This is a genomic window from Vibrio sp. qd031 (assembly GCF_002100145.1).
Classification (GTDB): Bacteria; Pseudomonadota; Gammaproteobacteria; order Enterobacterales; family Vibrionaceae; genus Vibrio.
The window spans coordinates 80,749-104,491 of sequence record NZ_JXQD01000030.1 but is presented as its reverse complement, the minus strand read 5'-3'; the positions used below and the strand labels follow the sequence as shown (position 1 = coordinate 104,491).

15 protein-coding genes are annotated in these 23,743 nt (G+C 45.1%); 11 read left to right on the top strand and 4 right to left on the bottom strand.

What is annotated here, in order from left to right:
• Nucleotides 1–37 precede the first annotated feature (37 nt).
• The 3 genes from ST37_RS16925 to malT form a co-directional block, all read right to left on the bottom strand.
• Complete coding sequence (locus tag ST37_RS16925; RefSeq protein WP_084888580.1) at nucleotides 38–1,285, bottom strand: cysteine desulfurase-like protein; 1,248 nt, start codon at nucleotides 1,283–1,285, stop codon at nucleotides 38–40.
• Nucleotides 1,269–1,919 (bottom strand): 2OG-Fe dioxygenase family protein, encoded by a 651-nt coding sequence (locus ST37_RS16920; RefSeq protein WP_084888578.1) that lies wholly within the window; start codon nucleotides 1,917–1,919, stop codon nucleotides 1,269–1,271. Before ST37_RS16920 ends, ST37_RS16925 begins: the two co-directional genes overlap by 17 nt.
• Before the next feature lie 298 nt (nucleotides 1,920–2,217).
• Nucleotides 2,218–4,926, bottom strand: coding sequence for an HTH-type transcriptional regulator MalT (gene malT / locus ST37_RS16915; protein WP_084888576.1), 2,709 nt, complete (start codon nucleotides 4,924–4,926; stop codon nucleotides 2,218–2,220).
• A 526-nt stretch (nucleotides 4,927–5,452) separates the two neighbouring features.
• Here malT and ST37_RS16910 point away from each other — a divergent pair.
• From ST37_RS16910 to ST37_RS16890, 5 genes are all read left to right on the top strand, one after another.
• Entirely contained in the window at nucleotides 5,453–7,906 is a 2,454-nt protein-coding gene (locus tag ST37_RS16910; RefSeq protein ID WP_084888574.1) for a glycogen/starch/alpha-glucan phosphorylase, read from the top strand.
• A 171-nt stretch (nucleotides 7,907–8,077) separates the two neighbouring features.
• A complete protein-coding gene (malQ, locus tag ST37_RS16905; protein WP_084888572.1) occupies nucleotides 8,078–10,261 on the top strand; it encodes a 4-alpha-glucanotransferase in 2,184 nt (727 codons plus the stop codon).
• 198 nt (nucleotides 10,262–10,459) lie between these two features.
• Complete coding sequence (gene glgB / locus ST37_RS16900) at nucleotides 10,460–12,640, top strand: 1,4-alpha-glucan branching protein GlgB (protein ID WP_242426344.1); 2,181 nt, start codon at nucleotides 10,460–10,462, stop codon at nucleotides 12,638–12,640.
• Nucleotides 12,641–13,173: 533 nt separating this feature from the next.
• A complete protein-coding gene (locus tag ST37_RS16895; RefSeq protein WP_084888570.1) occupies nucleotides 13,174–14,127 on the top strand; it encodes a 2-thiouracil desulfurase family protein in 954 nt (317 codons plus the stop codon).
• A 76-nt stretch (nucleotides 14,128–14,203) separates the two neighbouring features.
• A complete protein-coding gene (locus tag ST37_RS16890; RefSeq protein WP_084888568.1) occupies nucleotides 14,204–15,085 on the top strand; it encodes a L,D-transpeptidase family protein in 882 nt (293 codons plus the stop codon).
• A 48-nt stretch (nucleotides 15,086–15,133) separates the two neighbouring features.
• Here ST37_RS16890 and ST37_RS16885 read toward each other — a convergent pair whose 3' ends face one another.
• Nucleotides 15,134–15,409 (bottom strand): Lpp/OprI family alanine-zipper lipoprotein, encoded by a 276-nt coding sequence (locus ST37_RS16885; RefSeq protein ID WP_084888566.1) that lies wholly within the window; start codon nucleotides 15,407–15,409, stop codon nucleotides 15,134–15,136.
• A gap of 315 nt (nucleotides 15,410–15,724) precedes the next feature.
• On the opposite strand from ST37_RS16885, the gene ST37_RS16880 reads away from it, so the two are divergent.
• The 6 genes from ST37_RS16880 (at nucleotide 15,725) to pstA (ending at nucleotide 23,675) form a co-directional block, all read left to right on the top strand.
• A complete protein-coding gene (locus ST37_RS16880; protein ID WP_084888564.1) occupies nucleotides 15,725–17,059 on the top strand; it encodes a DEAD/DEAH box helicase in 1,335 nt (444 codons plus the stop codon).
• Between the two features lie 495 nt (nucleotides 17,060–17,554).
• Complete coding sequence (locus tag ST37_RS16875) at nucleotides 17,555–18,790, top strand: carbohydrate porin (RefSeq protein WP_084888562.1); 1,236 nt, start codon at nucleotides 17,555–17,557, stop codon at nucleotides 18,788–18,790.
• A 359-nt stretch (nucleotides 18,791–19,149) separates the two neighbouring features.
• Nucleotides 19,150–20,346, top strand: coding sequence for a carbohydrate porin (locus ST37_RS16870; RefSeq protein ID WP_084888560.1), 1,197 nt, complete (start codon nucleotides 19,150–19,152; stop codon nucleotides 20,344–20,346).
• A 588-nt stretch (nucleotides 20,347–20,934) separates the two neighbouring features.
• Entirely contained in the window at nucleotides 20,935–21,756 is an 822-nt protein-coding gene (locus ST37_RS16865; RefSeq protein WP_084888558.1) for a phosphate ABC transporter substrate-binding protein, read from the top strand.
• A 125-nt stretch (nucleotides 21,757–21,881) separates the two neighbouring features.
• A complete protein-coding gene (gene pstC / locus ST37_RS16860; protein WP_084888755.1) occupies nucleotides 21,882–22,799 on the top strand; it encodes a phosphate ABC transporter permease subunit PstC in 918 nt (305 codons plus the stop codon).
• Nucleotides 22,800–22,802: 3 nt separating this feature from the next.
• Nucleotides 22,803–23,675, top strand: coding sequence for a phosphate ABC transporter permease PstA (gene pstA, locus ST37_RS16855; RefSeq protein ID WP_084888556.1), 873 nt, complete (start codon nucleotides 22,803–22,805; stop codon nucleotides 23,673–23,675).
• Nucleotides 23,676–23,743: the final 68 nt, after the last annotated feature.

Here is a 23,743-nt window from a genome sequence, read left to right as displayed (position 1 = left end):
GGCGCTGTTAAACAACAGATAAAAATGACAAAAAGGGTTATAAGATGATTTCTGTTTCTGGCAGCAGAGCAAAAAGGTTATCGCAAAGTGCATCGACTTCTTGCAGTGTGTTGTAATGCATAAAACCAACACGAAGCACGCCGTTTTCATCGAGTCCGAGTTGTTTGATCAATCCAAGTGCATAAAAATGACCATTCCAGACACAGATATTGTGTTTACCTAATGCTGTAGCCACCTGCTTTGGCGATACACGATCAAAGGTGAGAGCGAACGTTGGTGTTCGTATTGCGCTCGCACTTTGCGATGACCCATGCAGCGTAATGGCTGAGTACTGTGTGATTCTGCTTATGAAACGTTCGCTCAAGGTCTGCTCATGAGCGTTAATTTGTTCAAAGCTTTGTTGCAGTCGCTCACGCAAAGGCTTGGTAGGGTTGCCCCATTGAGCCAGATAATCGACGGTTGCAATGAATCCTGCTAATGCTTCAAAATTTTGTGTGCCTGTTTCAAATCGGCCAGGCCCTATGTTGGTTGCAGGTTCCACTTTGTAGGGTGACAAGCTATGAAGCCAATGGTCTGCAACATAGACAATGCCAAGGTGTGGTCCAAAAAATTTGTACGCAGAGCAGGCAAGAAAATCGCAACCTAATTGTTGCACGTCAATGAGATGGTGAGGGGCGTAGTGGACAGCATCGACGTACACCAGAGCACCCACGTTGTGCGCGGCTTCAATCACTCGTTGTACATCAACAATACTGCCTGTGGTATTCGACGCGTAGGTCAGAGCCACCAGTTTTGTATTAGGGCTTAACAAGCTAATCAGGTGATCGACGTCTAACGAGCCGGTCTCAGTATTGACGCGAGCCTGATGCAAAGTGGCCCCTTTATCTTCCGCGGCTTGTTGCCAGCTAGAGACATTGGAGTAATGATCAAGCGCAGTTACGATCACTTCATCGCCCGTTTGCCACTGGCGAGAAATCGCACGGCTCAACGAGAAAGTGAGACTGGTCATATTTGCCCCAAACACAATATTACCCGCAGATTCAGCATTCAGCAGGGTTTGGGCGTGTTCGCGAGCCGTAGTAACCAGATCGGTGGTGATCCGGCTGGAAAAGTAGTGCCCACCAAGGTTGGAGTTAAAGTGACCGAGATATTGCACCATAGCGTCCAGCACCGACTGAGGTACTTGAGAGCCACCGGGACCATCGGCAAAGATGATGGGTTCGCCTTGATACGTTTGGCTTAATGCCGAAAACTGAGCACGAGCTTTCTCAGGAGTGAAGAGCATGGGATGCCTCTTTTGCGGTCAATACAAACACGTCCATATGGCCTTCTTTACCTTGCTGTATAGAACGAATTGGCTGAGCGTTGTGCCACAGAACATCATCGGCCAAAATGGCAATTTCACCGTTCTCGAGTACTTTGCGGAAAAACGGGGCTTGATGTTGATCTTCATAGAGCATGATTTCACCGCCTACGATGTTGTGACGACCAATTCCAATGAGGGCAATGTGGTCGAATCCATCTTGGTGTACACCCTCAGGGGCTACTTGCGTTTCGTCATAAATGGCAGTGATGCGCATTTGATGGATCTCTATTTCTTGGCCATCAGGTAGATTATTGGTCTCCATGAATTTTTGACACATCTCACTCATGCCTTCACTGGATAATGTGCTCTCTTCGATGGGTTCGAACTCGCGCACCACGTTGCCTTGAAAACGATTAATGTCATCGGTTTGCATAAACTCGGTTTTACCCGTGCTGACCACTTTACCTTGCTCGACACGAATCACTGAATATCGTCTTAAACGATATTGGCCATCGGCATGTTGAGTGCGTGGAAGTTGAGTAAAGCTAGGCGAAAGCTGAGAAAGTGCTTTTTCGCTGAGCTGGGTGATGTGTAGGGTATGTGCATGTAACATTACGGTCTCCTCAGAAACACACATGTTTATAATTATTGTTTACATTTGATTTACATTTATTCTTTATTAATATTCTATCTAAATCAATTTATATCGAGTTAAATTCGTCCAAAATTATCAATTATAGTATTTATATCTGTTTGTTAATTTATTGTTGGTGGTTACCGCTGTTTTTTTTGCCTTGCAACATCGAAAACTAGATAATTTTACTGCTAAGCGAACTAACTCTAGATAAAACAAGTAATTAAAAAGCCCTGCATAGGCAGGGCTTAATTTTTGGTGTAACTGATAATTAGACTTACATACCCATAAGGCTCATCAGTCGCTCAGCGGTTTCTATAGCCTCTTTACGGTTGGCGATATTGAGCTTTTGATACAGGTTTCGAATGTGGGTTTTGATGGTTGTTCCTGCTACATCAAGCTCATGAGCGATCTGTTCATTACTGTAGCCGGAGTAGATCAATCCAAGGACTTGCCACTCGCGCTGAGTAAGCGGACTGGTTCTCACTAATTCAGGAATGCTCGGATGATTGACTAAACGTTCAACAAACTCTTCATCAAAATGGACAAAGCGGCTGCGCTGCTTACTGGATATCTCTTTGATCAGTGATTGCGCACGATGCTTCTCTAGATCGCCAAGGTCGCCGCGTTGGATCAGTTTTTCGAGTAAGCGACCAGCAATAGCACCTTCAATAAGGAAGTTGGCCACCATGCCAGTTTGATTGGTCAGTTTAATGGCTTGCAGCATCAGGTTCATTGCGCCTTCTTCTTGCCCTAGGGCATCGGCTAACAGCGCTTGCACAATGAGGTTTCGATTGCGATCGGTCAGTAGCTCGTGTGAGTCGGCCTGCTCTACCAAAAACGCTACTGATTGTTTAGCGGCTTCAAGTTGGCCTAAATAGATCTGTGCGCGTGCAATATTACGCCACTGCAATTGCATAAAGTGATTTGGAGCAATCTCTGGTCGTTCTGCATTGTCTAACCACTTTTGCATGTCGTCGTGCTGCTCTTTGGCTTGCCAGAACAAAATGAGGGTAAGCGATGCGTTAGCACTCCAATCAATATGATAGGTTGATTCGTTCAGTAACTGCTGAATGTGCTCAACAAATCGACCGGCGCGATCCAACTCTCCGCGGCCAATGGCAATTCGAGCTAACATCGAGTAACAGTGCAGGTGCTTGCTGGCGGCTTTTTCTCCCAACACATCAATTCCGCGATAGGCATACTCTTCGGCTTCATCAAAGCGATTCCAGCACCACAGTACTTGTGAGCGGATCCGCAATAAGAATTCATGAAGCGGAAGTTGATGCAGTTGTTGCTCTTCAATCAGTTTAAAGGCACTGTCTTGTACTTCATAAGCGGCTTGCACGTAGCCTTGGGCAATCAAAATCTCGCTCTGTTGAAGAAGCGCCCACAAAGCCTGATTAAAGACTCGGTATTGGCGCGCAAGTTTCTCTGTTTGCTGCATCATTGGTAGGGCACGATTGAGTCGGCCCAATACGTGGTTGACCTCTCCAATCACCGACGTGGCAAATATACGGCTGCGTGAATCATTGTTGTCGATTTGGCTTAGGGCAAGCTCGGCAAGTTGCAGGGCTTTTTCTGGCTTGCCAAAGTTAATGGCGACTTGAGCAAGCAGTGCATTAACTTGACCCATTTCGCTTTCTGATATAGGAATATTGCGCTCTTTGAGTTGCCTAGCGGCTTCCGTGAGCAGTTCTTCGACCACATTATAGCGATGTTGTGTCTGAGCAACCCAGGCTCTTAGCAATGGAATTTTTGGATTTGAATACAGTTCGTCGTCATTCAGCTCTTGGATAGCCTGCTCCATGACCGCAAACTCAGCCATATTGAACATAGTCCAACCATGTTTTACCAAAATGGTGACGCACAACTCCGAATCTTTGGCTTTTTGTGCATGATAGAGTGCTTGACTTGGGCTATTGAGATTGAGCCACGCTTCTGCCGCGCGTTGATGCAGCATTTGTTCTTGCTGTGGAATGCGGGCAAGTCGCACATGACCCAAGAAATCATTGAACAGGCGATGGAATCGATACCAGTTTTGTTCGCCCTCAATCATGGTGACAAACAGTCCAAATCGATTGAGGTTTTCTAATGCCGACAGTGCGTCGTCACGATTGGTGACTTGGGAGACCAGGGCGTCATTAAAGGTTTCTAGTACAGAGCACTGCAAAAGGAAAAGTTGCGTTTTGTCATCTAGGAAGTCAAACACCTCTTCAACCAAGTATTCCCAAAGATGAGCATGATTAAAGTCGGCCATCGATTCGGCAGATTGAGCCAAACTGATGTTTTGCTGTTGAGCTTGGATTGCAATCAGTTGCAGTGCCGATGGCCAACCTTCAACGTAACCGCGCAAATTGTTAGCTGTGTCGCTGTCGATGTCGTTACCAGTGCGGGAACTCAAGAATCGAGTGGTTTCTTCAGTGTCAAAAGCTAAAAGCTGGTCGTTTATTTCGATCATTAGATCGCGAACACGTAAATTGGCGATACCAAGTGGCGGGTTGGCACGACTGGTCACCACGACGGTAATGTTGTCGGGCATGTGCTTTAGAAAGAAGCGCAACCCTTCGTGTATCTCTTCGTTATTAATGATGTGGTAATCATCCAATACCACAAAGGCCTCTTCGTGGTATTGGCCTAACTCACCAAATATCTCGCCCATTAAACTTAAAACTGAAGAGAATTGACGTTTTTCTGCCAATGACTGTGCTGTTGGACAAGCGCCGTGCGTGGCTCTATTTAACGCTTGAATAAAATAATTCATGAATCTTACAGTGTCATTATCACTGTCATCTAAACTTAACCAGCCAAGGTTAGGGCAGTCTGCAAGCCATTGTGCTGCCATGGTGGTTTTACCGTAACCAGCGGGAGAGCGAAATAGCACTAGCTTATAGTGAGAAGCTTGATTGACTAGATCCAACACTCTTGGTCGCAGTATTGCGTTGTGCAAACGGCCAGGACGAGTAAGTTTAGAGGGTATCCACATAGTGATAAGTGATCCTAAGAGTTCTTAATGACAATTTTGATTTCGTTGAGTGCCCACTTGCGCACCGGCCATTAGTGTACGTCAATTTATTGAGCCATCAGATTGATCAAAGTCCTATTTGGCTATTTTTGGTCCACAACTGCTTGTCTACGCCCCGTTAATGTGATGACTATCTCAATTGGTGGGTGATTGAAAGGGTGCGCAGGGAGAATTAGAGCGGTATTTGGCGAGTCAAAGATCGAATGATTGCGTGATCCAGCTCTCAAAATGCGCGTTAATACACCGAGCTGGGTATTTTGTGAAGTTGGTTCGATTTTTGTGTAAAGAGCTGTTTTTGGTGATCGTGGTCACGAGAAATTTGGCAGTAGTTCGCTCCTATGAGAGTTAGATCAACACAGATACCATCTCTACGACTCTACGCCCTAATTCCTCCTCCTCCTCCTCCCTGATACGGGAGGATGCTCTTAAAACTGTAACGGCCCATGATGTCTACAAGATGAAGTTAACCCAAATGTGAGATTTCGAGATGAAACCTACTCAACAGAAGCAATTTGATAAAAAAGCTTTTCAAGAAAGCGTTAAAAATCACCTTTCAGCAACTTATGCGACAACAGTAGAGAACGCTACTGAACGTCAATGGTACCTAGCAATGGGCCGCGCACTTGCTGACATCACTACTTTCGATCTTCTGGCTACGGAGTCAGATGACAAAATCAAAAACGCACGTAGCGTAAACTACTTATCGCTTGAATTCCTCATCGGTCGTCTAACAGGTAACAACCTAATTAGCATGGGTCTGTACGAAGCAGTAACCGACGCTATGGAAGGCCTTGGTCACAACCTAACTGACCTTCTAGAAGAAGAACGTGACCCTTCACTAGGTAACGGTGGTCTAGGTCGTCTTGCCGCATGTTTCATGGATTCATGTGCAGCTCAAGAGTTCCCAACAGTGGGCTACGGTCTACACTACGAATACGGTTTATTTAAGCAATCATTTGAAGACGGTCGCCAACAAGAAGCACCTGATGCATGGCGCGGCGTTGAAGGCTACCCTTGGGAAGTTGCTCGCCCAGATATCGCACAAGAAATTGGTTTCTACGGTAGCGTAGAAGTGTCTTACGTAGACGGTAAAGAAGTACGTAAGTGGGTTCCGGGCATGACGGTAAAAGCAATGCCATGGGATCTACCAATTGTTGGTTACGAATCAAACACTGTTTACCCATTGCGTCTTTGGGAATGTCAGGCGATTGCACCATTCTCACTAGCAAGCTTTAACAACGGTGATTACTTTGAAGCTCAGCACTCACTTATCGATGCGGGCAACATCACTAAAGTTCTATACCCGAACGACAACCACGAGAAAGGTAAAACTCTGCGTCTAATGCAGCAGTACTTCCACTCAGCAGCGTCTGTTCGCGATATTCTACGTCGCCACGAAGCAGCAGGTTTCACTCTGGAACAACTTTCAGAGCAAGAAACCATTCAGCTTAACGATACGCACCCAGCAATCGCGATCCCTGAGTTGATGCGCATTCTCGTTGACGAAAAAGGTCTTGAGTGGAGTGCGGCATGGGCAATCAGTTCTAAAACATTTGCTTACACCAATCACACATTGTTGCCAGAAGCACTAGAATCTTGGCCTGAGTCGCTTATGCAGCGTCTACTTCCACGTCATATGGAAATCATCTTTGAAATCAACCACCGCTTCCTACAAGAAGTACGTGCGATGTGGCCTGGTGACGGTGAGAAACAAGCTAAATTGTCTATCATCCAAGAAGGTTTCAACCGCATGGTGCGCATGGCGAACCTAAGCGTTATCGGTTCTTACGCAGTAAACGGCGTAGCAGCACTGCACTCAGAATTGGTTAAAAAAGACCTGTTCCCTGAGTTCCACGAGATGTACCCAACGCGTCTACACAACGTGACTAACGGTATTACTCCTCGTCGCTGGTTGAAGTTCTGTAACCCAGGCCTTTCTAACCTAATTACCGATAAGATTGGTGATGAGTGGCCAGCAAAACTTGAGCAGCTTGAAGGCATTGCGCAGTACGCAACTGATGCGAAATTCCAAAAAGAATTTATGGATGTTAAGAAAGAAAACAAACAGCGTCTAGCGGATTGGGTTAAAGACAACATGGGTATCGAGCTGGATACCAACGCGATCTTCGATGTTCAAATCAAACGTCTGCACGAGTACAAGCGTCAGCACCTAGATTTGCTGCACATTCTTTCTCTATACCATCGCATCCTGAACGAGCCTAACTTTGAATGTGCGCCACGCGTATGTTTCTTTGCAGCGAAAGCGGCACCAGGCTACCACCTAGCGAAAGAAATCATTTTCGCGGTGAACAAGATTGCAGACAAGATCAACAACGACCCACGCGTTGGTGACAAGTTGAAAGTAGTTTTCATTCCTGACTACCGCGTAAGCATGGCTGAAATCATCATCCCTGCGGCCGACGTTTCTCAGCAAATTTCGCTAGCGGGTAAAGAAGCATCAGGTACTGGTAACATGAAGATGGCCCTTAACGGTGCATTGACTATCGGTACGATGGACGGTGCAAACGTTGAGATCCGTGAAGAAGTAGGCGATGAAAACATCTACATCTTCGGTCTCGATGTTGACGGCGTTAAGCGTGTTAAAGCTGCAGGTTACAACCCATTTGATTACTACAACGCTGACCACCTACTGAAAGCGTCAATGGACCTTCTACTGGGTGACGAGTTCACTCCAGGCCAACCTGGTCTACTGCGTGCTACGTTCGATAGCCTACTTGACGGCGGTGACCCTTACCTATGTCTTGCTGATTTCGCATCGTACGTGAAAGCGCACGAAGAGATGGGCGAGCAGTACAAAGACCAAGCGGGTTGGGCTAAGAAAGCGATTCTTAACACAGCGCTAGTGGGTAAGTTTACCTCTGACCGTTCGATTCGAGATTACGTGGACAATATCTGGAAACTAGAAGCGGTTCACCGTTAATAGTGACTAATTTAGGCGCCCAGCTTTTGGGCGCCTAAGTTGTTCCCCTAAAAACCTAATTAATAATAAACATTCCAAAAGTGGCTATTGCCCAATAGAAAAGCCACTCCTGGAATGGAAACAAAAGTTTAAGCACATATTAGATGAAGGACTCGTCCTTCGGAGAGAGCAATGAAAGATCAATCTGTACTAAAACAAGTTGCGGAACAAGCACACATCGCTGACAACTATATCAGTGCGTGGGGCGATGAAGCATATGTGAGCGACGATACGATTCGTCGCCTTTTAGGTTCAATGGGTTACGACGTTTCTTCAGATGAAGCGTTACTCGCATCAGCAGAAAAGAAACATAAAAAGCCAGTGCTAGAAGCGGTTAAGGTGGTTAAGAAAGGCCAATCTATTGAGATTGAGCTAAACCTTGGCACCAGTGCGCGTGAAAGCGAGTTTTCTTGGAAAATCAATACCGAGCAAGGGCAAATCCTAGAAGGTTACCTACAGTCTCAAATTGTTCGCGATGACCGTGAACAAGGTGGCGCTTTAGTGTTTGCTCTTCCAGCGGATATTGATTTGGGCTACCACACATTGGAAGTGTCTCGTAAGCGTCGCAAAACACCGTACGAGATGACTCTAATCGTTGCACCGACCGCGTGTTACAAGCAACAGCCTATTATCGACGGTAAGAAAATTTGGGGACCAAGTGTACAGCTTTACACATTGCGTACCCAACACAACTGGGGTTTGGGTGATTTTGGCGATCTAAAACAGTTGGTTGCAGAGATTGCAGAGCGTGGTGGTGACTTCGTGGGCTTAAACCCAATTCACTCGCTATTCCCAGCAAATCCAGAAGGCGCCAGCCCTTACAGCCCATCTTCTCGTCAGTGGCTGAATATTATGTACATTGATGTCAGCTCAGTACCTGAATTTTCTTTGAGTGCGGAAGCACAGCAAAAAGTCGGCAGCTCAGATTTCCAAAAACGATTGCAAGCCGCTCGTGATTCACACTGGGTAAATTACAGTGAAGTGTCCGCACTGAAAATGAGTGTGCTACCGATTCTGTTTGAAGAATTCAAAACTCGTCACCTAACTAAAGTGACAGAGCGTGGTCGTGCATTCCTCGATTTCGTCGAGCAAGGCAGTGACAGTCTATTGCATCAAGCTGCATTTGATGCGCTGCATCAGGTGTTGCATGACGAAGATTCGAACGTATGGGGCTGGCCTGTATTCCCTGAGAAATACCGCCGCTTCGACGCTCCGGCAACACAGAAGTTCATCAAAGATAACCAGGAGAAAGTACAGCTATACATGTACATGCAATGGCTTGCAGACTCTCAGGTCAATGAAGTTCAAGCGCTTGCTGAAGACAAAGGTATGACCGTTGGTTTGTATCGCGATCTAGCGGTTGGTGTTGCGGACTGTGGTTCGGAGACTTGGGCCGATGAAGGCAACCTGATTTTAGATGCCAGCATTGGTGCGCCACCTGATATTCTTGGTCCTCTTGGCCAAAACTGGGGTCTGCCACCATTGAACCCACAAGTACTGCACGATACCGCGTACGATGCATACATTAAGCTTCTTCGTGCCAACATGAAGCATTGTGGCGCATTGCGAATCGACCACGTATTGGGCCTACTTCGCCTATGGTGGATACCTAAAGGTGAAAATGCGACCCAAGGGGCGTACATGTACTACCCTGTGGAAGATATGATATCTATCCTTGCGCTAGAATCTCATCGCTACCAGTGTTCAGTTATTGGTGAAGATCTAGGAACTGTGCCAGATGAAGTTGTCGGTATTCTAAAAGAAGCGGGTATTCACTCGTATAAAGTTTTCCCATTCGAAACTGCGGAAGACGGTGGCTTTATTTCACCTGGGCATTACGAACCTCAATCTATGTCGGCTATTTGTACGCACGATATGCCTACACTTCGCGGATTTTGGCATTGTGATGACCTTAAGATGGGTAAAGAGCTTGGTTTGTATCCAAACCAAGAGCAACTTGAAACGTTGTTTGCAGACCGTCTAGAGTGCAAACAAGGTATTTTGGACAGCATGCGTGGTCATACACAGAACTGGCTTTCAGAAGGAATTGGATATGACGCTCAATTCGTTCCAATGGACCGTTTCCTTGCCGAAGCGATTCAACTTCATGTAGCAGCAGGTTCGTCAACGTTGTTGAGTACTCAGCTTGAAGATTGGTTAGAAATGGATAAACCAGTCAACATTCCTGGTACTGTCGACGAATACCCAAACTGGCGTCGTAAACTGTCGATTAACCTTGATGAAGTGTTTGCGAAAGAAGAAGTTAATAGTATTGCGGCTAAACTGACGGAAGTTCGCGCTAAAGCGTCTAAATAATCATCAAAGCCCTTGTAGCAAAGGGGGAAATGGCGCATTGGTCAACAAATGCTGATTTTTTCTTTGCTACTATGAAAGCCCGCACTTATCTGCGGGCTTTTTTTGTAACGGGGCTTTTTCCTATTACAACATTGAGCCAAAGGCTCTAGTATTGAGTAAATTAAAAACGATTAATTCTAAAAAATCAGGAGAGACCGCGTGAATCAACAGATCAAAGCTGCACATGATTATTATCCATTACTGGAACAAGCCGCTTATTCTGATCCATTTTCACTTCTTGGGCCCTTTGTATGCCATAAAGAAGAGATAGGATTGCGGGTATGGATGCCCGGAGCAGACGCTGTTTCTGTGATTATTGGCGACGAGCGACTCGCGCTGACTCGAGATAAGGACAGTGCATTTGTTTTATTGGAACCTCGTGATTTAAGTTTCACCCACTATCAGTTGGCCGTTCAGTGGGGAGACAATGAGCAAATCATTGATGACCCTTATCAATATCACGCTCTTTATGAAGAGTTTGAGCACTTGCACACCCCAAAAGAGATGTACCGTCACATGGGGGCACAATTTGTCGAGATGGAGCGTGAAGGTGAGCTAATTTCAGGTACACGATTTTTGGTGTATGCACCTCATGCGCAAGCAGTTAGCCTTGTAGGCAGCTTTAATGCGTGGGATGGCCGCCGAAATCCTATGCAACGTCTAGATTATGGTATCTGGGGGCTGTTCATTCCGCACTTGGAAGAAGGCGCGCAATATAAGTTTGAAATGAAGGGACCGCAAGGTGAGGGCTTACCTCATAAAGCGGATCCTTGGGGATTCCAGTCCGAGCAGCACCCATCGTTTGCGTCTGTCACCTATAACCACGAAAACTACGAGTGGCAAGATGATGCGTGGCAAGGCCGCCCATTTAGCGATAAACGTAAGCAAGCCTTGTCGTTCTATGAATTGCACGTAGGCTCTTGGCGTCGTGATGACAAAGGTGACTTCCTTAACTATCGTCAACTGGCCGAGCAACTGATTCCTTATCTAGTTGAGCTTGGTTACACCCATGTTGAACTCATGCCTGTCTCCGAACACCCTTTCTATGGTTCATGGGGATATCAGCCGATTGGTTTGTTTGCACCAACCAGCCGTTTTGGTACACCAGACGATTTTAAGTATTTTGTTGACCAGTGTCACCAAGCGGGATTAGGTGTGGTGCTCGATTGGGTGCCAGCGCATTTCCCATCCGATGATCACGGCTTGGCAAACTTTGATGGCACTCCGCTTTATCACGATCCTGACCCACGTCGCGGATGGCACCAAGATTGGAGTTCATTCATCTATGACTTAGGTCGCGAGCACGTTCGTCGATTTTTAGTATCCAACGCCCTGTACTGGTTTGAGATGTTCCACATTGATGGTATTCGAGTCGACGCTGTTGCCTCGATGCTGTATCTGGATTACTCGCGCAGTCACGACCAATGGATCCCAAATGTTGATGGTGGTCGAGAAAACTACGACGCTATCGCAACATTAAAGTGGATGAACGAAGAAGTGTATAGACACTTCCCGAATGCGATGACCATAGCTGAAGAATCTACCGCTTTCCCTGGCGTCTCCGCTCCGACATTTTTAGGCGGTCTTGGCTTTGGGTTTAAGTGGAATATGGGCTGGATGCACGATAGCCTCAGCTATATCCAAGAAGACCCTATTCATCGTAAGTATCATCACAATACCATCACATTCCCATTGGTGTATGCCCATAGTGAAAACTATGTCTTGTCTCTATCACACGATGAAGTTGTGTATGGCAAAGGTGCACTGCACGATAAAATGCCAGGGGACGAATGGCAGAAAACGGCTAATTTGCGTGCGTACTACGGTTACATGTATGCGCAACCGGGTAAAAAGCTCAATTTTATGGGTGCCGAATTTGGTCAAACGGGTGAATGGAACCACGACGATCAATTGCAATGGTTCTTACTTGATTACGAACGTCACCAAGGGCTAAAAAATCTAACGCGCGATCTTAATCATCTGTATAAGTCAGAGGATGCATTGCACAGTTTGGATTGTGAGCCTAAAGGGTATGAATGGCGTCTTCAAGATGATGCTGACCACAGCATTTTGGCTCATGAACGCATCGGAGACAGTGGTGAACGTGTGTTAGTTGTGACCAACTTTACGCCTGTTCCCTACACCGGCTTTGATCTTGGTGTGCCGAACGCAGGTCGTTATGAACTGATCTTAAACACCGATGCTAGTGTGTACAACGGAAGTAATTTCGATACTAAGTCAGACATTATGACTCGAGAAAAAGAATCGCAGAGTTTACCGCAATCTCTGCAACTGGACATTCCACCTCTCGCGACTTTGTATTACAAGTACATCGGCTAAAGTCTGTGTAAACGCCTACAAATACTACTGATAAGAGCTACCGACAATGACAGTCGATAGCTCTTTTTTATGTCTGGGTCCACTATTTTATGACTTGAGTCGCTGTCGGACCTCTTTTAACAGTGCGTTCAGCCGCTGCGTCGCACCATCGTAGTGATAGCCAGTTCTATATTACTCATTGCGATACCAAAGTGGGTGTGTTTTAGCTGTTCAACAATCGTTAGAGACAGCTTTACTGCATCTAAGTAGATAAATGGATAGTGCGCACGAGAATAGGCTACTTTTAGAGTAGGATTCTTGATCTGCCAGTCTTTTTCTTGCTCGGTGATGTGACATTCAGAGGCGAATAGTATTGTGGAAAAAAAGCAGACTTAGAAAAGGCAGTATGAACCGCTAGGGCAAAGTGATCGCAGCGCTTGTCTGTTTAGCATAGACTGGTATTTTTAATTAAGACTATGTTTTTAATAATTTTTAAAATAATTGGACCGTTTATGTGGCTTCTACGTATGAAAGATTAAACAAGGAGTTCTGCTATGGAAAGACAAGGTATTAAAGTTGGCATTAGCGCATGCGTTATGGGTGAAAAAGTTCGTTTTGATGGAGGCCACAAAGCCAGCCGATTTGTGGAAAACGAATTGTCACCACATTTCGAATTTGTGAAGGTGTGTCCAGAAGTAGGGATCGGTATGCCGGTGCCACGACCCACTATCCGATTAGTGAGTAATGATGAACGAGTCTTGTTGGTAGATTCCAAAGATGACACGATCGATTACACGCAAAAAATGGTCGACTATTCGAAGGCAAAATCGGAGCACCTAGCTAAACAAGACTTGTGTGGTTACATCGTCTGCGCAAAGTCTCCAACTTGCGGGATGGAACGCGTCAAAGTGTACAGCAAAAATAGTGCCTCAAAAGAGGGCGTCGGACTTTTTACTCAGCAGTTGATGAAAACAATGCCTTGGTTACCTATCGAAGAGGATGGCAGACTCAACGATCCTATTTTGAAAGAAAACTTCATTTCACGGGTATTTGCTCTCTCTGACTTCTACGAATCGATGGCAGGAGCGCCTACACCGGGCAAAGTGGTGGCATTCCATTCTCGCTACAAGTTGACCTTGATGGCCCACAGTCAAGATGCCTATAAAACACTTGGACAGCTGGTGGCAAACGTAAAACAGTATCCTGCTGAAGAGTTTTATGTAGAGTATAGAAGCCTATTAATGACGGCATTGACAGAAAGAGCATCACGCAAAAACAACGCCAATGTACTTATGCATGCTCAAGGGTATTTTAAAAAGTTGTTGAGCTCAGTGGAGAGACAGCAGTTTAGAAAAGTGATAGATGAATACCGCGTGGGAACCTTGCCCTTGCTTAGCGCAATCACTATGGTGAATCATTATTTAACACTCTACCCAAATGAGTATTTGTCGAGCCAAGCTTTTTTGAACCCTCACCCACATGAGCTGCGTCTACGATATGCATTATAGGCATAGGTACAATGTGGGAGACTTGCACTTCTTAAGGGAGCTGTTTAAAGTGCATACATAGAAGTTGGAGAACTGTATGCTTTGCCGTGTTTTTAGTTTGCTAGTGCTGTTGCCTTTTGTGTCTCATGCCGCCACTTTTGCGTTGCCAGAAGATGGATCCAATGTCATTGGGAAGAACCAAGTTCACATTGTGGAGGCAAAAGAAACATTTGCCGAAATAGCGGACAAGCATCATGTGGGTTTTTTGGCCCTTTTGGCGGCAAACCCTGGTGTGGATCCATACTTACCTGGTGAAGGGGTCATCTTAGATTTGCCGACTAAAATGATATTGCCCAATGCACCTCGCAAAGGGATTGTGGTTAACTTGGCTGAGCTAAGGCTTTATTACTACGATCCAAACGGGAAAGAAGTACATGTTTTTCCGGTAGGCATCGGCGCCATTGGGCGAGAAACACCTACCATGACAACTTACGTCAACGAGATCATAGACGGACCTTCATGGACACCAACCGTATCCATCAGGAAACGGTATGCAGCACAGGGCATCGACCTTCCTGTTACCGTTCCACCGGGCCCTGAAAATCCGCTGGGCAACCACGCGCTGCGACTTGCTTATGGTGCAGGACAATATTTAATCCATGGAACAAACAAAGAGTTTGGTATTGGGCTGCGCGTTAGTTCAGGTTGCATACGCATGCAGCCTCCGCATATTGAATGGTTGTTTAATCAGGTCAAATACAAAACACCGGTGTCGATAGTCAACGATCCGGTTAAAGTCGCTTACAGTGACGATTCTTTATTTGTGGAAGTTCATGAGCCATTGACGAACGATGAAGGGATTAAGATGCGCCCGGAAACAACAATGGAGCTTGAAATGTGGCTTGAGCAGAATCCTAAAGATTCGGCGTTGGTGAGTGGAATGCTTGCAACGCAAACCGGTATTCCTCAGTTACTATAGATGTTGAGAAATACCGGTAATTAGCAAATCCTATAGCGAAGCTATGGATTATTTTGTGTAAGACTGAGCTAGATTGTCTAGACGCTCATTTGCACGAGCTGCTTCGTCTTCAGCAGACATTGCCATTTGCTTCGCTTCTGAAGCTGCCATAGCGTCTGATTTTAGAGTTGCGTGTTCAGATTCTAAAGAGTCAATTTTTGATTCTAGAGCTTCGATTTGAGAGCTCATTGAAGTTAGTTGCTCAGTAGTTGCTTCGTCTGGTCCTGATGCACAGCCCGCAAGAGCAACGGTGCCCGCCACTGCAATAAGAAGTTTGTAATTCATTATAACTCCATTCCTTTTAAATTATTTAGTTACACGTGTAGTACAACGGCCACATAACGTGTGATTGCCGTTGGAGAATTGCGCGAAGCGGTTCCATCTGCCTGTATTATGAGCAGTTAGTCCCTTATTCCCTTACACAGTGTAGAAACCTTTTATGTGAATAACAAAGGGTTTTCGTTAATTTCCAGTTAAATCTAATTTTTTTTTGTGACTTGTATCAATTATTGGTCAAAACGAGCTATTATAGGCGTCAATAAGATTTTGAATTGAAGTCGACAACGCACTTCACCCATCCAGTTATATTCGGAGAATACATTGCAATTTAAAGAGTTAGGTCTTGATAACCGTTTACTAAAAAACTTAGATCATTTCGCGTTTAAGAAAGCGACGGATATACAGCGCCAGGCCATACCTGTTGCTTTGGCAAATAAAGACCTGCTGGCTTCGTCTAAAACTGGCTCGGGTAAAACATTGGCGTTTGTATTACCAATGCTACATAAGGCGTTAAAAAGTAAGGCATTCTCTGCTAGAGACCCGCGAGGTGTTATCTTAGCACCGACGCGTGAATTGGCGAAGCAAGTCTACGGTGAACTGCGCGGCATGTTAGGTGGTCTATCTTATACGGCGACGTTAATAGTGGGCGGTGAAAACTTTAATGATCAAGTAAAAGCGCTAAGGAAATACCCTCGCTTTATTGTCGCGACCCCGGGTCGACTTGCCGATCATTTAGAGCATCGTTCTCTCTATCTCGACGGTTTGGATACCCTGGTACTGGATGAAGCCGATCGTATGTTGGATCTCGGTTTTGTGAAAGAGCTTCATAGTATTCACAAAGCTGCAAACCATCGCCGTCGTCAAACCTTGATGTTTTCGGCTACGTTGGACCATGCCGAAGTGAATGACATCGCAATGCAGATGTTGGAAGACCCAAAACGTATTGCGGTGGGTGCGGCCAATCAGCAACATACCGACATCGACCAACGCTTTTACTTGTGTGACCACCTGGATCATAAACAGGCTTTGTTGGATCGTATTCTTGACGACGCAAACTATCGTCAGGTGATGATTTTTACCGCTACCCGAAGCGATACAGAACGACTTACAGAACTGCTTAATCAACGCAAGTTGAAAGCTGTGGCATTAAGTGGCGAGCTTTCTCAATCACAACGTAATGCGATCATGAGTCAGTTTGAACGTGCCGTGCACAAAATACTCGTGACCACCGATATTGCCTCTCGCGGCATCGACATTCCAAATGTTTCTCATGTGATTAACTTTGATATGCCAAAACACACTGAAGAGTATGTGCACCGCGTAGGCCGTACAGGTCGAGCCGGCAATCGTGGTGAGGCGCTGTCGTTGGTTGGTCCCAAGGATTGGGCAAGTTTTAAGCGTATCGAAACCTATCTTCAACAAGACATTCGATTCGAGACTCTTGAAGGCTTAATAGGGAAGTTTAAAGGCATTAAACCTCGTAAACCTAAGTTTGCAGGCAAACCAAGCAAAGGCAAGACGGCGCACAAGGCACAACCTAAGAAAGCGGCACGCAAACCTGTAAAACGGGATAAAAGTTTTTATCAGCATGTGGCGGTGGGAGATAACGTATTTGTTCCTAAAAAACGTCCTCAGAATGAGGATTCTACAGATTGAGTCTTTACACTCCCTGATTATTAGAAATTCAAAGCCGCTTTTTTAAGCGGTTTTTTTATGTTTGCAGCTTAAGTTGTTAAATTATAGCGGTAAGTTTTGTTAATTTTCGCCAAGTAATATCTTTACCGTTTTCTGTTTCACTCGGTACTCATATGATTTTCAATAATTATGTTGTGATCAATGCAGCATTTGGAGAAGTTGCTATTGCAATAGAATAAAATAATACATTTATTTCACTTAATAAGTCTTTGTTTTTGTTTGTTTTATGTGTCATTTAGTTTTTTTTATTCTAAATGTAAACTCTATAAAAAATAAACGGTGATCAGGTGCTCAAACTGTATATCCCTTATTGCACTAAATTGGCTCGGTCAATTGTTGTAGCAAAAATGAATTGGACTTTCATTTGCGCTCGCTACTGGCAATAACAATAAGTAAGTCAAAAATATAAAAAGTTACGACATCACATTAGATCGTACAAACAGCATAGGTAAATCAATGAAAGCACTTAAATTACTTCCAATTAGCGCTGCGGTTTTAGCAACACTAGGCTCTGGCATCGCCATTGCGAACGACTCAGATGAAGGGTTCTATTTCTCAGGTTACGCTCGTTACGGCGCTCACTACGCAGCTGGTGACGAAGCATACGTTGCACCAGATGGCGCATTAAATGGTGCATCAGCAGGTCGCCTAGGTAACGAAAGCAACGGCGGTGAATTCCAGTTCGGCAACAAAATGACGTCTGACAACGGAACAAACTGGGACCTAGCAGTGATGCTAGAGCATTGGGGCGATTCAGTTGGTCTTAAAAAATTCTATGCGAAAGCAGACAATGTTTTCGAATCTCAACCAGGTATGACGGTTTGGGCTGGTCGTGACTTCCATCAACGTCCGCAAACAGGTCTGAACGACTACTTCTGGATGACACACGATGGTCAAGGTGGTGGTTTCACTGATCTTCAAATTGGAGGCATCGCATTTGACGCATCGGTTGTTGGTCAAGTAGACGGCGGCGGTACGGGTGATAACGGTAACTACGCGTTTACTTCTAAGTTACACGGTATTGGCCTTGGTGATGTAGGTTCTCTATCGTTCCTATTTAACTACGGTTTTGCTTCTGACGCTGCTAATGGCAGAGATATTGAAGATGCAGATGGAAACGTCGTGGGTAATACCGACGAATTTGACGGAATGACTTCTTACCAGCTTGCCGCTGTCATGGACTTTAATCACACAGGTGGTTGGAACCAAGTTATCCTGCGTTACACCGATGGCGCACAAGACTCAGTGTTTATGCGTAACGATGACATCTCTACCACTATGGTTCACTGGGAAGGTGGTCACGACTTCACTGACAAATTTGAACTTGGTTATGTCGCTGCGTACCAGAACCTAACTAACGATGAGAAAGTGCATAACCGTTACAAAGATACAGACGCTTCACGTACCAACTACAACGCAATCGTACGTCCGATGTACAGCTGGAATAACATCCACTCTACATGGTTAGAAGCAGGTTACTCTGTAGTTGACTACAAAGACGATGGTACAAACAGTGCTTGGAAAGCAACGCTTTCTCAAAACATCAGCTTTGGTGAAGCGAAGAGTGGCGACCGTCCAATGCTGCGTTTTTACGCAACAGTGGGTGATGCAACCAACGAAGTTACAGAGACAGGTGACAAAACTGAGCTAGACACAGTGTCTGTAGGTGCAATGTTTGAAGCTTGGTGGTAAGTCAATGAGTTGAGCAGCTTTCACAACTAACGATTTTCGTTAATTAAAGCTGGTTAGTTTAAAAACCTCAATGTTCTATTTGGAATGTTGGGGTTTTTCTGTACTCGTCACTTTACTTTTGGTGCGAGGATTATTAGCGGCAAAGCCTAACGGCATCTACCTATAAAAATCGTTCTCTTTCATTTTCCTGCACAACATGACGAGAATCGTTCGCATGTAGCTAAAATTAAACAAGTTTCACCTATAAATACACCATAAGTTCATCCTTAGTAATTCGGATTGCCAACTATAATTTTTAGACTTTCAATTGCGAAAGAAGAATGTTGCAGCCAATGTTGTAACACGTCCAGGGTAATTATATGAAAAACATAACATTATTTACCATGACCGCAATGGGTCTTTCAACGTTCGGTGGTGGTCTACTCAGCAGTGGCATTGCTATCGCCGACGATGGCTTTTATTTTTCTGGATACGCACGGTACGGTTTGCATTATAGCGACAGCGTCAATGAATACGTTGCACCTCTGGGGGAAACCATAGGACATAACGTTGGTCGTTTGGGTAACGAAGCGAACGGCGGCGAGTTTCAGATTGGCCAACGGTTAACTTCTGATAATGGCACTAAGTGGGACATCGCTTTGATGGTCGATCACTACAGTGATGATCTCAATCTTAAAAAGTTCTACGCGAAAGTGACGAATGTCTTTGAGTCTCAGCCAGGAATGACGGTCTGGGCAGGTCGAGATTTTCATCAACGACCACAAGCAGGACTTAACGATTACTTCTTGATGTCCCATGATGGCCAAGGGGGTGGTTTCACCGACTTGCAACTTGGCGGTGTAGTGTTTGATGCCTCTATCGTGGCGCAGGTCGCGGGTACTGGGGTTGCCGACAATGGCAACTACGCATTTACTTCTAAACTGCATGGTATTGGTGGGTTCTCATTCCTAGTGAACTATGGCTTTGCGTCTGAAAAAGGATGGGCTGTACTCGACGATGATGGTGACCCTACAGGAGAGTTAAACAAAGCAAGCTCTTACCATATTGCGGGTGTCTACGATTTCACGCGTGAGCGAGGGTACGATCAAATTTTCTTACGTTTTGGTGATGGCGCGGACAATTCGGTGTTTACTCGTGATGACGATCTAACCACCATTTTGGCGCATTGGCAGGGCCAGTATGACTTTACGGACCAATTTGAGTTTGGCTACATTGCTGCGTACCACACTCTAGACAATGACTCACCGACAACAGATGTTGATGCGTCAAGAGATAACTACAGCGTAATAGTTCGTCCAATGTATAGCTGGACTGACATACACTCTACTTGGGTTGAGGCTGGTTATTCGATTGTTGATTATAAAGACGATGGCGAAAACAGTGCTTGGAAAATCACTTTGTCGCAAAACATTAGTTACGGTAATGCGAAGGGGGGCGATCGTCCAATGTTACGCTTTTACGCGACGTTCGGTGATAGTTCTAATGACGTAGCTGCCGATGATTATGTTGCTGAGGATACCTTTGCGCTGGGTGCAATGTGGGAAGCCTGGTGGTAAACATTTTGCTAAACAATTACTAAACAGGTATTAGTCGATTAAAAGCGTGGCCAGCAAATCACAGGTCACGCTTTTTTTTTGTCCTGCATTTTGTGTTTGTTCTCTTCTGATATCTCCATAGAAACTTAAAAACCTCATCCATAATGGTAGTGCCTTTTGATCAGAGACGGTCAAATGGTGGGTGTATAAGATTCGACCATGCCCAATATCACGCGAGGCTTCTTTTAGCTCTGTGGTTCCTCAGAGCTTCTACCACTCTAACTACTTTAGCGCTTCCAGTGTTTATCACAGATCAGATAATAGTAGGTGAAATGCCCGAACAGCGGCAATAGACATTGTCATATTCGGCTGCAGCAATGTGTCACACAGAGCGCTATTTGTGCATGCAAACAATGCGAGTCAAATGTTGTAAACGCTAAGAAACTCGCTGCATGCTAGATAGCACTTAGGGTGCTGTACGGTATGAGAATAAATATTGCGTTGTCATAAACCTTTCAATCAGGTGAAACATAACTGTCATATAACAAGGATACATTGAGCACCGTTCACAAAACATAAACGGTTTGAATACCACTTAAGGAAAAAGTAATGAAAAAGACAGTTATCGGCGCAGTGGCACTTCTAGGCGCTCTAGCGATCAACCCAGTAGTAGCAAAAGAAACTATCTCTGCTGTGGGTTCGAGCAGTGTGACTCCTCTGATGGAAGTTTTCTCTGAAACTTACATGAAGTCTAACTCAAACGTATTCATCGAAGTTCAAGGCCCTGGTTCTTCTGCTGGCGTAAAAGCGGCGAAAAACGGTTCTGCAGACCTAGGTATGTCTTCACGTGACCTTAAAGATTCTGAAAAAGAGCCTACTCTAAAAGAGTTGGTTGTTGCTCGTGACGGTATCGCAGTTGTTGTAAACCCTAAAAACAGCCTTGAAGGTCTGACTGCAGAGCAAGTATCTGCAATCTATAAAGGTGAAGTAACAAACTGGAAAGACGTTGGCGGTATGGACAAGCCAATCGTTGTTGTAACTCGTGATACTGCATCTGGCACACGTGGCGCATTTGAAGACATCATGAGCCTGAAAATGAAGATCAACGACGTAACAGTGTCTGCAATTTCTCAACGTGCTCAAGTTGCTAACGGTAACGGCGCTCTAAAAACTATGGTTGCTTCTAACCCTTACGCTATCGGTTACATCTCACTAGGTACTGTTGACGGCTCTGTTACAGCGCTAGAAATCGACGGTATTCCAGCATCAGTAGACAACGTTAAGAACGGTTCTTACAAAGTAGCTCGTCCTTTCCTAGTGCTTTACAAAGAAGGCGCACCAACAGCTGAAACTCAAAAGTTCCTAGACTGGATGGTTGCTGACGAAGCTCAGAAACTGGTAGACGGCAAAGGCTACATCTCAGTTAACTAATTTTAATGACTAACTTGCTCAGCCCGTGAGGGCTGAGCCTTTTCTATTTATCTCAATGATTTTTTGAGTGTTTTATGACCATCGCAATCAGTAGTGAAAATTCTATGGCTAATACTAAGTCTCTAATGAGTGACGTTGCCGAGAACCAAAGCAACTTACCTCAAGACAAAAAAGCGCTACGCCAAAATAAACGAATCGACTGGAAAGAACGAATTTTCCACGGGCTGTTTTTAACCAGTGCCATTATCGGTATCGTTTCACTGGCTATCATCGCGTACTTTATTGTTAAAGAAAGTATCCCTGCATTCCAAGAGGCCGGAGTTTCCGGCATCGTTTTGGGGCAAAACTGGCTTCCACCGGCACTGTATGGTGTTGCTACAATGATCGTCGCCTCGGTTGCTTCAACCTTAGGTGCGGTAATTGTCGGTGTTCCAATCGGGGTTCTTACCGCTATTTTTATTGCAGAAGTAGCGCCTAAATCCCTCGCTAATATCATCCGTCCTGCGGTAGAGCTTCTTGCCGGTATACCATCAGTGGTTTACGGATTCTTTGGCTTGGTGATTATTGTTCCACTCATCCAAGACATTTTTAATGTTCCTGCTGGTAACACTATTCTGGCGGGAATTATTGTGCTTGGTGTGATGATTCTGCCAACAGTTATTACTGTTTCAGAAACATCGATTCGCGCCGTGCCGTCGTCTTACAAAGAAGGCTCGTACGCACTAGGCGCATCAAAGATATACACCATTTTTAAAATACTGTTGCCAGCAGCTCGCTCTGGCATTATGACAGCGGTTATTTTGGGTATCGGTCGTGCATTGGGTGAAACCATGGCAATCATCATGGTGATGGGGAACGCCCCTGCGATGCCTGGAGGCATTTTAGACTCTGCACGTACGTTAACAGCTAATATCGCGATTGAGATGTCCTACGCAAGTGGTACACACGCAAGTGCACTGTACGCAACGGGTGTTGTGCTTCTAGTGTTCATTATGCTGCTCAACGCCAGCTTACTTTACCTCAACCGCGAAAAAGCGAGATAAAACATGTCTATTCAAGTTCAATCAAAACTTAAACAGGCTCGCGTCAATAAAGACCGTTTTTTAAACGCGATGATCTGGTTTGCTGCATCACTGACCGTAGGGTTCTTGTTTTGGATCATCTGGTACATCTTGTCGAACGGACTGCAGTTCGTCGATTGGAAGTTTGTGACCGATGACTACACACGTACAGGCGATGAAGCTGGTATTTTCCCTATGATTGTGTCAACCATCTACATGGTATTTGCGTCCATAGCGGTTGCAGCGCCATTGGGTATTATGACGGCAATCTATTTGACTGAATACGCGAAAGTGGGTAGCCGCTTAGTGAAAGTGATTCGTTTCTGTACTGAATCATTGGCTGGTATTCCGTCTATTATCTTTGGTCTGTTTGGTATGACGTTCTTCGTTGCCATTCTTGGCCTTGGTTTCTCTATTCTTTCTGGTGCATTAACGCTGAGTATCTTGATACTTCCAGTCATTATCCGTACCACTGAAGAAGCGCTGATGGCTGTGCCATCGACCTATAGAGAAGGTTCTTACGCATTAGGCTCTTCAAAAATCTACACCATTTGGCGTTTGATTCTACCAAGTGCAACCCCTGGCATTTTGACTTCGGTTATCCTCAGTATTGGTCGTGTGATCGGTGAATCGGCACCGGTATTCTTGACCGCGGGTATGGTAGCGCGTATTCCTGATTCTTTATTGGACTCTGGACGTACCCTAACCGTTCACCTGTATAAACTGACTACGGAGCTATTCACGATAGATGAATGGAACCAAGCGTACGGCACCGCAACTGTACTGATTGTAGTTGTACTGCTGATCAATATGTTTACCAAATTACTCGCAAGTCGCATTAGCAAAGCTACTTACTAATTTAAGCAAAAACTCGAGACAGACTGCCTTAAGCGATAGCGAAATAGGCTCAGTCTTCACCGCGACTG